This window comes from Mesorhizobium sp. LMG17149, from assembly GCF_024518695.1.
Classification (GTDB): domain Bacteria; phylum Pseudomonadota; class Alphaproteobacteria; order Rhizobiales; family Rhizobiaceae; genus Mesorhizobium.
This window is the reverse complement of record NZ_JANIFL010000006.1, coordinates 452,265-464,961: the sequence shown is the minus strand read 5'-3', so window position 1 is coordinate 464,961 and position 12,697 is coordinate 452,265. Positions and strand designations below refer to the sequence as shown.

Below are 12,697 nucleotides of genomic sequence, written 5' to 3'. Positions count from 1 at the left end.
AGATCCCGGCCGGCGGCTTGGGAGGTCAGCGCAGCGCCTGCTTGGCGAGCTCAGCGACGATCTCGTAATTCTCGGGCGTGACGAAGCCGGCGCCGGTGTCGACATTCATCGGCGCCAGCCCCAGCACCACCTGCTGGCAGAGGCTGAGGATCGGCAGATAGCCCTGCAGGAACGGCTGCTGGTCGGCGGTCAATTGCACCCAGCCGCCCTTGAAGCCTTCGACGATCTGCGGGCTGGTGTCGAAGCCGAAATTGAAGATCTCGCCCGCCTTGCGTCCGGCCGCCTGCATATAGGTCGAGACATTGCCGAGCATCTGCCCGCCGGGATAGCCGACCGCCTTGACGTCGGGATTGTTGAGCAGCGCCGCGGTGATCACCGGAATGGCCAGATTGGGATCGGACGCCCATTCGCCGCTCGGCGGCGAGGACAGCTGGATGACCTCGACGCCGGCCTCCTTGAGCGCCGCCACCGTGCCGCGCTCGCGGGCGCCGCGGCTTTCGTTTTCGAACGGACCGATCATGATCGCCTTGTCGCCGGCCTTCAGCTTGCCGAGCTTGAACGCCTCGGCGCCGAGCGCGCGGCCCTGCTGTTCCTGCTGGGCGCCGACATAGCCACCGCCGAACGCTTCCACCACCTTCGGCACCGGCACGTTCTGGTACATCATCTTGATGCCGTCCTTGTGCGCCTGTTCGGCGAGCGGCATGATCGACGCGTCGCCCGGATGGCCCATCATGGCGATGCCGTTGGGCTTGACCGCGACGGCCTCGCGCAGTTGCTGCACCATCTTTTCGATGTCCCACTGGGAGAAGATGTAGTCGACCTTCGGCCCGAGATCGGCCTCTGCCTGCTTGGCGCCATTGTAGACGATGGTGCCGAAAGCGTCGCCCTCGGCGCCGCCGACGAAGAAGCGGATGTGGACGTCCTTGCACCATTTGGCGTCGAGCGCCTGCGCGGGCAAGGTGGAGATCGCAGCGGCAAGCATCGTGGCGGCGGCCACGACGGTCGAGCGCAGAACTGTCCTTCTCATCGTCATGCTCATGCACTTATCCTCCCTTTTTGTCCTCGCAAGCGAGGGTTCGACATTCGCTTCGGCAATGTGCGTTGCAGACATCCCGGCCGGCTCCTCCCGCCGGCCGATCCTCACATCGGGTTCGGCAGGTAGCTGGCCCCTCCCCGGCATTGCTTGAGATATTCCAGCGCCCGCACCTGGCCAGTGATCTCAAGGTCGCCGCGATAGACCGGGTCGTGCCAGCCTTCGATATCGATGGCCCCCTTGTAGCCGGCCAGCCGCAATTCGCTGATCACCCGCGTCCAGTCGCTGTCGCCGAAGCCCGGCGTGCGCATCTGCACGAAGGGCAGCCGGCCGAACACGCCATGCTCGCGGATGACATCCCAGCGCACCGTCGCGTCCTTGCCGTGGACATGGAAGATGCGCGGCGCCCATTTGCGGATCTGCGGTATCGGATCGATCAGGTAGACGAGCTGGTGGCAGGGCTCCCATTCAAGGCCGAGGTTGTCGTCCGGCACTTCGTTGAACATCAGCTCCCAGGCGTCGGGATTGTGGGCGATGTTCCAGTCACCGGCGGCCCAGTTGCCGTCCATGGCGCAGTTCTCGAACGCGATGCGCACCCCCTTGTCGGCGGCGCGTCTGGCCAGCGGCCCCCAGACCTCCTTGAAGCGCGGCAGGCTGTCGGTCAGCTTCTTGCCGCGCAGGCGGCCGGTGAAGCCGCTGACCATCGAGGTGCCGAACAGATGCGCATTGTCGATCACCGTTTCCCAGGCTGCGAGCACGCCGCGATCCACCTCGCCGTCTTCCAGCGGGTTGCCGAACACGCCGAGCGAGGACACGGTGACGTCGGCATCGCCGATCGCCTCGCGAATCTGGCCGGCAAGCCGCGGCAGGTCCTTGCCGCCAAGCGTTTGCCAGAAGAAGGGCTGGATGCTCTCGAAGCCGTGCGGCAGGATCTGTCTGACGTAAGCCGCCGGGTCGTCGAGATTGGCCCGCACCATGGTGCCGATCCGGATGTCGAGAAGCGGGTTCGGCGTCATTGTGTGTCCTCTGCGATTGTCACGCGGCGGCCGGTCTCGGCGCTTTCGATGGCGCCGAAAACCATGGCCAGGCTCTTGATGTTGTCGGCGCCGCGCGTTTCCGGCTCGGTGCCGGTCTCGATGGCGTGCACGAAATCCTGGAGAATGCCGAGATGGCCGCCGACGCGATCGGACGCATCGAGCGGCGGCACCGCGATCGGCTGGGTTTTGTCGAACATTCCGTCGCGGCCCGGCATCACTGCTTCTGCCCTCAGCTCGTCATTGCCGTCCCAGAGCAGGCTGCCGCGCTCGGCGACGATGCGCCATGTACTTTCCCAACTGGTGCGGAAGCCGGCGGCGCACCAGCTCCCGGCATAGGTGAAGACCTTGCCGCGGCCGAGATCGAAGACGGCGCTGGCCGACGATCCCTGCCGGTACCAGGAATTGGCCGGCTCCCATTCCTGGCAATAGACGCCGGCCGGCTCGCCGGCGACCATATAGCGGGCGGCGTCGAATGTGTGGATCGCCATGTCGAGCAACAGCACATGCGCCATCTCCTCGCGAAAGCCGCCGAAATGCGGCGCGACGAAGAAGTCGGCGTGGATGCTGGTCGGCGTACCAATGGCGCCGGAATCCAGGAACCTGCGGATGCGCCTGACATTGGCGACATAGCGGCGGTTCTGCACGACGGCGTGAATGCGCCCGGCGCGGCGAGCGGCCTCGACGATGGCGCGCGCATTTTCCGGACTGTCGGCGAGCGGCTTTTCCGTCAGCAGATGGCAATTGTGGGCAAAAGCGGAAAAAGCGACTTCGTGCCGGGCGGCTGGAACCACCACGTCGAACACTGCTTGCGGTTTGGTCTGGTCGAGCACGGCGTCGAGATTGCTGCCGATGACGGCATTGGTGAGGTCGTATTCGCGTGCCCTCGCCCGTGCCCTGTCGGCATCGAGATCCACGAGGCCGACAAGGGTGAGCCCGTGGATCTGCCTGATGGCATCGAGCCAGGCCTTGCTCATCGCTCCGCAGCCGACCAGGACGACATCGATCATCCAGCGCTCCTCCTCCGCTCGGTCCCTCCAGACCGATCGTCACGGCATCCACGGCAGGACCGTAAACGTTTTTCCGTAAACGTTTACGAGAACACACCCGAAGGCGTAGAATGTCAATCGGCCCTCGGCGATATTCGTCTTACCGCCTTGGCCTGAGCGGCTACCGGTGCTAGCCAAGCAAGGGGGGAGAACAGTCTCTTGGCGTCCAGCATTCACGACCTTGCCCGTCACTTGAACATATCGATCGGCACGGTGTCGCGGGCGCTGAACGGCCGCGCCGACGTCAATGCCGACACGCGCCAGCGCGTGCTCGACGCGGCCAGGACGCTGAACTATTCGCCCAACCAGTCCGGCCGCAGCCTGAGGCAAGGCGCCACCCGTTCGATCGCCTTCATGCTGCAGCCGCATCCCGGCGACCAGCAATATGGCGAGCCGTTCTTCATTCCGTTCCTGATCGGGCTGCAGGCCAGGCTTGCCGAAAGCGGGCTCGACCTGACCGTGGTCATGGGGGCGCCGGGCGACTACCAGCAGGAGCGCCTGCGCCGTGTCGTCGAAACGCGCCGCGCCGATGCGGTGCTGCTGGCCTGGACGCGACGCGAGGACGAGCGCATCGACTATCTCACCCAAGCCGGCTTTCCCTTCGCCACGCTCGGCCGCAGTCGCTCCGGAGCCAAGTCCTATCCTTCCCTCGACCTCGATTTCGAGAAGGCCGGCGCCGACGCCGTCGACCGCCTTGTGGCGCGCGGTCACCGCCGTATCGCCGCTATCCGTCCGTCGCTCGACCTCAACTTCGGCTACCTCTTCCTGGCCGGATACCGCAAGGCCTTACAGCGGCACGGCATCGAGGTCGACCCGGAGCTGATTGCGTCCGGCTTCATCAACGAGGCCGGCGGCTACGAGGTGACGCCCCAGGTCATGCGGTCCAAGGATCCACCGACCGCCATCATCTTCAACAATGATGCAATGGCGCTGGGCGGCTGCAAGGCGCTGGCCGAGATGGGCATCAGGCCGGGCCAGGACATGGCGGTGACCGTCATCGTCGACACGCCGCTCTGCCGCTATTTTTCCCCGGCGTTGACCGCCTTCCGCCCGGCGCTGGAGCCAATGGGACAACGACTCGCCGAAATGCTGCTGGCGTCGCTTCCCGCCTTCGCCGGCCCGGAGGGTCCACGGATCATCCGCGAGGTCTGGCCGCTGGAGCTGGTCGCACGCGACAGCGATTGATGGTGGCAGCAGGGCCGCCGATGTCGTCCTCCCCTCAAACAGCACCGGTGCCGCAGTGCACCGGCCGCAACCTTGAATGCGCGGGAGGCGCTGCAGGTTCCGGATCGCGCCACAACCAGGGCGATCAGCGAGAGCCGGTCTTAAGACACCGGCGCCGCTCCGCCCTCTGCCGTGCGCCGCGCGATAAACTCATCCAGCACGCCTGATGTGGCGGCAGCCGTTGCCGGCGGCGCGAAATCGGCAAGCACCCGCCTCCAGACGCCGGTGGCGCGCTCGCTTGCCGTCTTCGAGCCGCTTTGCGTCCAGTTGCCGAAATTCGACCAGTCGGCCACCAGCGGTTCGTAGAAGGCGGTGCGGTAGCGCGCCATGGTGTGGCCGGCCGAGAAGAAGTGGCCGCCCGGCTGCACCTCGGCGATGGCCTCGAAGCCGATCGTATCGATATCGCCGGGCGTCGCGGCACAAAGTTCAGCCACCGTCTGCAGCGCCTCGATGTCGGTGATCAGCTTCTCGAAGGAGACACTGAGGCCGCCCTCCAGCCAGCCGGCGGCATGGATGCACATCGTCGCTCCGGCCAGCACCGAGCCCCACAGCGCGAACTGCGTCTCGTGCGCGGCCTGCGCGTCTGAGATGTTGGCCGCACTGCCGCCGCCCGATCGCCACGGCAGTCCGGTGAAGCGCGCCAGCTGACCGGCGCCCAGCGTCGCCTTGACGTGCTCGGGCGTACCGAAGGCCGGCGCGCCGGATTTCATGTCGACATTGGAGGAGAACGAGCCGTAGACGACCGGTGCGCCGGGCCGCACGATCTGCGCCAGCGTCAGCCCGGCGAGCGCCTCGGCATGCTGCAGCGTCAGCGCGCCGGCGACCGTGATCGGCGCCATCGCGCCAGCCAGGCAGAACGGCGTGATGACGGAGATTTGGCCCGCGCGGGCGAAATCGATGATGCCTTGCGCCATCGGGATGTCGAGCTGGCGCGGCGAGTTGGTGTTGATGACGGTGTAGCAATATGCATTTGCCAGAAACTCGTCCTGCGACAGGCCGCGCGCCAGACGAATCATCTCGAACCCGTCCTCGACTTGCGGGGTGCCGCGCGCGAAGACGAACGGGAGCTTGTCCGACAGCGTCAGCTGCGCGCGGTTGACGGCATAGTGGCGAAAGCGGTTGTCGACATCCTGCGGTTCGATGCAGGGCCCCAGCATATGCAGCACGTCGAAATGCTGCACCAGCCGCATGAGATCCTCGAAATCCGCCAGTGTTCCCGGCCGCCGGCCGCGCTCGAGATCGGTGACGTTCGGCGCCCCGCATCCGGCGAGGAAGGTCATCGAGCCGAGCTCCAGCGTCAGATCGCGGGCGCGCGAACCGGCGTGAGCGTGGATCGATCTCGGCGCCGAGGCGAGTGCCGCCGTCACCATGTCGCGGCCGATGCGCACCATGTCGGTGTCCGGATCGACCAGCGCGCCGGCGCTGGCGAAGTGCTCACGCGCCTGCGGCAGCAGCACCTTGATGCCGAGCTCTTCCAGCACCCGCAGCGCCGTGTCGTGAATCGCGGCCACTTGATCGTCCGAAAAGATCGGCTGCGGCAGGAACGGGTTCTTCAGCGAATGGTAGTTGGGACGGCGGCTGCTTTCGCTGCCGGCCTCGCCCGTGCGTCCACGCCGGCGTTCGCGCCTGCCGTCCCGTGCCGCGTCATCGACCATCGGAAATCCTCCTCATTGCCGCATTGCCTTGCCCTCGGGATCGTAAGGCGAGGCCGCGACGACACGCGCCGGCCGTTCCTCACCCACGACATGCACGGAGAGCGCGGTGCCCTCGCCCGCGAAATCGCGGTCGACCAGCGCCAGCGCCAGGCTCTTGCCGACCGTATAACCGTAGCCGCCCGAGGTGACGAAGCCGACGCGCCGGCCCTGATGCCAGACAGGCTCGAAGCCGCTGGCATCGGCGTCGAGCGCATCGATTTCCAGGGTCACCAGGCATTGGCCGCTGCCGGCCTCCCGCTGCTTCAACGCTGCTTCGCGGCCGATGAAGCCGCTCTTGCCGAAAGCGATGAAGCGGTCGAGACCGGTCTGGCCCGGCGTGTAGCCTTGCGTGAATTCGCGCGACCAGATGCCAAAGCTCTTCTCCAGCCGCAGTGCGTTGAGCGCGTAATAGCCGATTTCGGCAAGGCCGAGATCCTCGCCCGCCGCCAGCAGCGTGTCGCGCAGAGTGGCATGCATGGTCACGGGGCAACTGATTTCGAAGCCGAGCTCGCCTGATATAGACAGCCGCGCTACACGGGCCTGCACCATGCCGATGTCGAATGTGCCGCAGGCCATGAACGGCAGCGCTGCGCCGGACACATCCTGATGCGTCGTTCGCTCCAGTATCTTGCGCGCGTTCGGCCCCGTCAGCAGGAAACCGCTCATCGTGTCGGAGAGGTCGTCGACGGTGACGCCTTCAGCCGCATGGCTCTCGAACCAGCGCATGTGGAATTCCCGGAGATAGTAGGAGCCCATCAGCCAATAGCTGCCGCCGCCCCAGTTGAAGACGGTGAGGTCGCCCTTCAGCCGTCCGTCATGGCCGAGCATCGGCGCCAGGCCGGCCCGCCCCGGCTTCGGCAGCCTGCAGGCGAGCAGCCGGTCGAGCCAGACTTCCGCACCTGGCCCCGCCACCGCATAGCGCGAATAGGCCGAGATATCGACGAGACCGGCGGCACGGCGCACCTGCAGCGCCTCCTCGCCGACGATGTCGAAGGCGTTGGAGCGCCGCAGCGTCGTGTTCTCGGCAAATCCCATCGGCGCGAAATAGGCCGGGATTTCCAGCCCCCAGGAAGCCGTCCATTCGCATCCCGCCGCGCTCATGCCGTCATAGGCACCCGGGCGTTTCAGCGGCCGGCCGGCGGGCAGTCGTTCATTGGGAAAGGTCATCACGAAGCGGCGCGAATAGAACTGGCGCGTCGTCTGCCTGAGATATTCCCGGTTGGCGGCGAAGGCGCCGTAGCGAGCGATGTCCATGCCGAAGATGTCGGCCTGCGGTTCGCCGAAAATCATCCATTCGGCCAGCGACTTGCCAACGCCCCCGCCCTGGCTGAAACCGGCCATGACGCCGCAGGCAACCCAGTAGTTCCTCAGCCCGCGCACCGGCCCGACAATCGGATTGCCGTCCGGCGTGAAGGTGAAGGCGCCGTTGATCCATTTGCGGATGCCGGCCGTCGCCAGGCAAGGAAAGCGCTCATGCGCCTTGGCGAGTTCGGGGCTGATGCGGTCGATGTCTTCCGGGATCAGCTCGATGCCGTAGTCCCACGGCGCGCCATCCATGTTCCAGTGCTTCGGGTTCTGCTCGTAAACGCCGAGCAGCACGCCCTTGCGCTCCTGCCTGAGATACGAAAAGCCGTCGAGATCGACGGCGATGCCGATTTCCCTGTCCAGCGCCGCGATCTCGGGAATGTCCTCAGTGATGAAATAATGGTGCTCCATCGGCGTCACCGGCAGGTCGACGCCGGCCATGCGGCCGAGCTGCTTTGCCCACAGCCCGCCAGCATTGACGACATGCTCGGCGATGATGGTGCCCTGCTCCGTGACGACATCCCAGCGACCGTCGGCGCGCGCCTTCAGCTCGACGACCCGGTTGCGCAGGATGATGTCGGCGCCGCGCTTTTTTGCAGCGCCGGCATAGGCGTGCGTCGTGCCGTACGGGTCGAGATGGCCTTCGTTGGAATCATGCAGGCCGCCAAGCACGCCGGTGACGTCGACGATCGGGCAGATCGCCTTGATCTCGTCGGGCGTGACAAGGCGCGCGGTCTCGATGCCAACCGACTGGAACACCGCCCAGGCCGATTTCAGCCACTCCCAGCGCGCGGGATCGCTGGCGATGTTGACGCCGCCGGTCATGTGCAGGCCGATATCCCAGCCGGATTCTGCCTCGATCTCGCGGTAGAGATTGATGGTGTAGTCCTGCAGCGCCGCCACGTTGGGGTCGGCGTTGAGCGCATGGAAGCCTGCCGCCGCGTGCCAGGTCGAACCGGCCGTCAGTTCGGCGCGCTCGATCAGCGCCACATCGCTCCAGCCAAATCGCGTCAGATGATAAAGGACGGAGGCCCCGACCACGCCACCCCCGATGACGACTGCGCGGTAGTGCGACTTCAAGGCTTCCCCTCCACGGTTAGTCCGAAGGCTGGAGCATATATGCACTGGACATAAGTGTCTAGTGCCGCGCGCGCGCATCGTTTTTCGTCGACCGCCGGCATGCACTGCGCGCTGTCACGCAAGCATCATGTTCGCGCCGTAGACCGCGTTTCGGGGAGGCTTGCGCGGCATCATCGATGTCGCACCTCTTTCAGTTTTTCGTCCCGCGGCCGCTCCGGCACATCCGTCACAAAGAGGATTATCCATGAAACACCTGTATCGAACCGCGTCGCTCGGCGTCGCGCTGGCCTTGTTCACCGCCTTGACGCCGGCGCTCGCCGACAGCACCGCGACCGTCGGCGGCCTCGTCAACAAGGGGCTGGTCGGCGTCGGCCGCATCCCGGCCGCTCAGCGCGACAAGTTCGGCGAGACGTTCGGCTCGGGCTCCGGCATGTCGATCGATACGGCAGGCTGGACGCATGATGCCGCCAGCTACAAGGGTTCGCTCTGGCTGCTGCCGGACCGCGGCTACAATGTCGTCGGCACCACCGACTACCGGCCGCGTCTCAACACGATCGGCATCGAGTTTACCCCGGTAGCACCAGATGCCGTGCCCGCTGCCGGCCAGGAGCAGGCGGGCGTCAAGGCAACGCTCGCCGACACCATGCTTCTCACCGACGACAAGGGCGCTGATGCCACCGGCCTCGATCCGCTCAACGGCGTGCGCGCGGCGAGCGGCGACATGCCGATCCTGCCGCAAGCCGACAATGACAAGCTGGCGCTCGACAACGAGGCCATCGTGCGCCTGCCCGACGGCTCGATGTTCATCTCCGACGAATACGGCCCGAACATCTACCGGTTTTCCGCCGACGGACATCTGTTGTCGGCGACCCAGCCACCGGCTGCGCTGGTGCCGATGCGCCACGGCGCGCCGAACTTTGCCTCGGACAATCCGGGCCCAGGTGCTGCCGAACCCGATCCGAAGGATCCCGACACCGGCCGCCAGAACAATCAGGGCCTCGAAGGCATGGCGATGACGCCGGACGGCAAGTTCCTGATCGCGGTGCTGCAGTCGGCGCCCCGCCAGGATGGCGGCGATTCGCCCGCGACGCGCCAGAACACCCGCGCGCTGGTCTATGACGCCTCCGACCCCGCTCATCTAAAGCTTGCGCATGAGTATGTCGTGCCGCTGCCGGTGTTCAAGGATGCCAAGGGCAAGACCAAGATCGCCGCGCAGAGCGAAATCGTGGCGCTCTCCGACAAGACCTTCCTGATGCTGGCGCGCGACAGCGGCAACGGCCAGGGGCTGAAGGGCGACACCTCGCTGGTGCGCCAGATCTTCGTCGTCGACGTCTCGGCCGCGACCGACATCGCCGGCGGCGCCTTCGATGCCGCCGACAAGCCGCTGGCACCCAAGGGCGTGCTCGACCCGTCGGTGACGCCAGCCAAGCTGACGCCGTTCATCGACATCAACGACAAGGGCGAACTCGGCCGCTTCGGCCTGCACAATGGCGCGCCGAACGACAAGAACAACCTGTCGGAGAAGTGGGAGGCGATGTCGGTGGTCAGCGTTCTCGATCCGAAGCTGCCCGACGACTACTTCCTGTTCGTCGCCAACGACAACGACTTCCTCGCCCAGGACGGTTTTCAGGTCGGCGCACCCTACAAGGCGGAAGACGGCGCCGATGTCGACACCATGTTCCTGGTCTATCAGGTCACGCTGCCGGGTCTCGCCAAGAAGTAACGGCCACTGCCCGGGCGGGCGCGCTTGGCGCGTCCGCCCGAAGCACTATTGCTGGTGTTGCTCCAGGCAGAGAAGGCTTACTTCAAGAACTCCGCGTCCCTCGGCACGCCCGCGTCGATCGGCTCGGCGGTTCTGCTCGACACGGCCATGATCTTGCCGGCAGCCGACAGGTTGGGACGCACGAAGACCTGGGCGGGGCCGTTGACGCGGCTGTAAAGGTCGATGATGTCCTGGTTCATGAAGCGCACACAGCCCGACGATGCGTTCTTGCCGATGGAATCCCACTCCGGCGTGCCGTGCAGCCGGTACATCGTGTCCTTGCCATCGCGGAACAAATACAGCGCGCGGGCGCCCAGCGGGCTCTGCGGGCCTGGCGGCATGCCGTCCTTGTATTTCGCCAGTTCCGGCCGGCGCTGGATCATTTCCGGTGGCGGCGTCCAGACCGGCCACTTCTTCCTCGCCTGGACAACGGCGCTGCCGGTCCATCCGAAACCGGCTTTGCCAAGGCTGACGCCATAGCGGATAGCTGTGCCGCCGTCGCGCACCAGATAGAGGAAGTGCTCAGACGTATCGACGACAATCGTGCCGGGTTTCTCTCCGGTCGGGTCAGCCACGATCTGGCGCACGAACTTCGGATCGACCTTGGCGACCGGGATTGCCGGCAGTTGATAGCCCTCGTCGACACGCGCCGCATACATGCTCGCGGCATCGCCGAAAGCCGGATCGCTCGGCGGTGCTGCAACCGGCGGCGGCGGCGCCACGTCTGTTGTGGTGCACGCCGAAAGAGCCAGGGCACCCAAGGCGGATGCACCGAGGAACGCGCGCCTGTTCATGCGCTCAAAAAATAGCGGAATATCGGACATGACCCCCCCCGGGCTTATCCAAGAACTGTAGGAATGCGGCCCCACGCATCGAGGATCAATATCCCATTCCGGAAGCTTTGAGAACATGATTAGATCACGGCATGACCTGTCCCGTTGAATCGGCAATCATCGCACACGCGACTTGAAACGAACCTTCGCCGAGCTGCCCGCCATGGACGAAAAAAATCCCCCGCGCCGGCGCACCGGCGACCTGACCAGCGGCCCGATCCCGCGCACGCTTCTGCTGTTCGCCCTGCCGGTGCTCGGCTCCAACGTGCTGCAGTCGCTCAACGGTTCGATCAACGCCGTCTGGGTCGGCCGTTTCCTCGGCGAATCGGCGCTGACCGCCACCTCCAATGCCAACCTCGTCCTGTTCCTGATCCTCGGCACCGTGTTCGGCATCGGCATGGCGGCCACCATCCTGGTGGCCCAGTCGGTCGGTGCCCGCGACCTGCCCGAGGCGCGCCGCATCGTCGGCACCAGCGCGACGTTCTTCTTCCTCGTCTCGGTTATCTTCGCGGTCTGCGGCTGGATCTGGGTCGACGCCATTCTCAACACGCTCGGCACACCGGCTGACGCCTTGCCGCTGGCGCGGTCCTATCTGCGGATCATCTTCGTCGCCGTGCCGATGATGAACCTTCTGTCCTTCGTCATGACCGTGCTGCGCGGTGCCGGCGATTCACGCACCCCCTTCTTCTTCATGGCGCTGGCCGTCGTCCTCGACATCGTGCTCAACCCATTGCTCATCGCCGGCATCGGACCGTTTCCCGAACTCGGCATTGCGGGCTCCGCCACGTCCACGCTGATCGGCCAGACCGTAAGCGTGATCGCCATCCTGATCGTGCTCTATGTGCGCAAGCATCCGCTGCGGCTGGCCGGCGCCAACCTCGCCCTGCTGCGGCCCGATCCCGCCTTGCTGCGCATCGTCGTCTTCAAGGGCGTGCCGATGGGTCTGCAGATGATCGTCATTTCGGCGGCGGCATTGACGGTGATGGGTATCGTCAATTCCTACGGCTCACAGGTCGCCGCCGCCTATGGCATCGCCGCCCAGCTGTGGACCTACATCCAGATGCCAGCGCTCGCCATCGGCGCCGCGGTGTCCTCGATGGCGGCGCAGAATGTCGGCGCCGGGCGCTGGGACCGGATCGGCCGCATCGCCGCCTCCGGCGTCGGCTTCAACCTGGTCCTGACCGGCGCGCTGGTTGCCGTGCTGTCGGTTTTCGACCGTTCGGTGCTGAGCCTGTTCCTGAGCAGCGACAGCGCGGCGATCGACATCGCCGTCCACATCAACAATGTCGCCTCGTGGTCGTTCATCCTGTTCGGCATAACCATCGTGCTGTTTGCCACCGTACGAGCCACGGGTGCCGTGATGCCGCCGCTGATCATCCTGGTGATCTCGGTGCTGGTCGTGCGCACCGGCTTCGCCTATTTCATGCGTGGCGTGATCGGCGAGGAAGCGCTGTGGTGGAGTTTCCCGGCCGGCTCGATCAGCTCGCTTGTACTGGCGGCGGCCTACTACCGTTTCGGCCGCTGGCGCACCACGCACATGATCGAGAACAGGCCGGCGGCCGGCGAGCCGCCGGACACCGGTCTTGGCGTGCCGCGCGGACGCGCGCATCTTTCGCCTGAAACACCGAACGGCTGAAGTACCCGTCAGGCCATGGACATGGCGGCAGGGCCGCAATTGATTGC

9 protein-coding genes are annotated in these 12,697 nt (G+C 65.8%); 3 read left to right on the top strand and 6 right to left on the bottom strand.

The window, feature by feature from the left end:
* Window positions 1-25: 25 nt before the first annotated feature.
* From NP945_RS17025 to NP945_RS17015, 3 genes are all read right to left on the bottom strand, one after another.
* Complete coding sequence (locus tag NP945_RS17025) at window positions 26-1,039, bottom strand: substrate-binding domain-containing protein (protein ID WP_027034906.1); 1,014 nt, start codon at window positions 1,037-1,039, stop codon at window positions 26-28.
* A gap of 101 nt (window positions 1,040-1,140) precedes the next feature.
* Entirely contained in the window at window positions 1,141-2,049 is a 909-nt protein-coding gene (locus NP945_RS17020) for a sugar phosphate isomerase/epimerase (RefSeq protein ID WP_256747001.1), read from the bottom strand.
* Window positions 2,046-3,077 carry a Gfo/Idh/MocA family protein gene (locus NP945_RS17015; RefSeq protein ID WP_256747000.1) on the bottom strand — a complete coding sequence of 344 codons (1,032 nt, stop codon included), beginning with the start codon at window positions 3,075-3,077 and terminating at the stop codon, window positions 2,046-2,048. The genes NP945_RS17020 and NP945_RS17015 overlap by 4 nt, the downstream gene beginning before the upstream one ends.
* Before the next feature lie 198 nt (window positions 3,078-3,275).
* Here NP945_RS17015 and NP945_RS17010 point away from each other — a divergent pair, with 198 nt between their 5' ends.
* Complete coding sequence (locus tag NP945_RS17010) at window positions 3,276-4,301, top strand: LacI family DNA-binding transcriptional regulator (RefSeq protein WP_256746999.1); 1,026 nt, start codon at window positions 3,276-3,278, stop codon at window positions 4,299-4,301.
* 140 nt (window positions 4,302-4,441) lie between these two features.
* Here the strand turns inward: NP945_RS17010 and NP945_RS17005 are convergent, their stop codons facing one another.
* Complete coding sequence (locus tag NP945_RS17005; protein ID WP_256746998.1) at window positions 4,442-5,995, bottom strand: trimethylamine methyltransferase family protein; 1,554 nt, start codon at window positions 5,993-5,995, stop codon at window positions 4,442-4,444.
* Window positions 5,996-6,007: 12 nt separating this feature from the next.
* Window positions 6,008-8,419, bottom strand: coding sequence for an FAD-dependent oxidoreductase (locus NP945_RS17000; RefSeq protein ID WP_256746997.1), 2,412 nt, complete (start codon window positions 8,417-8,419; stop codon window positions 6,008-6,010).
* A gap of 244 nt (window positions 8,420-8,663) precedes the next feature.
* On the opposite strand from NP945_RS17000, the gene NP945_RS16995 reads away from it, so the two are divergent.
* Window positions 8,664-10,142, top strand: coding sequence for an esterase-like activity of phytase family protein (locus NP945_RS16995; RefSeq protein WP_256746996.1), 1,479 nt, complete (start codon window positions 8,664-8,666; stop codon window positions 10,140-10,142).
* A gap of 77 nt (window positions 10,143-10,219) precedes the next feature.
* Here NP945_RS16995 and NP945_RS16990 read toward each other — a convergent pair whose 3' ends face one another.
* The gene (locus NP945_RS16990) at window positions 10,220-11,005 is read right to left on the bottom strand and encodes a L,D-transpeptidase (RefSeq protein ID WP_027034914.1); all 786 of its coding nucleotides are present in this window, start codon (window positions 11,003-11,005) and stop codon (window positions 10,220-10,222) included.
* 172 nt (window positions 11,006-11,177) lie between these two features.
* Here NP945_RS16990 and NP945_RS16985 point away from each other — a divergent pair, with 172 nt between their 5' ends.
* Window positions 11,178-12,650 (top strand): MATE family efflux transporter, encoded by a 1,473-nt coding sequence (locus NP945_RS16985; RefSeq protein WP_256746995.1) that lies wholly within the window; start codon window positions 11,178-11,180, stop codon window positions 12,648-12,650.
* The last annotated feature ends 47 nt before the right edge of the window (window positions 12,651-12,697 follow it).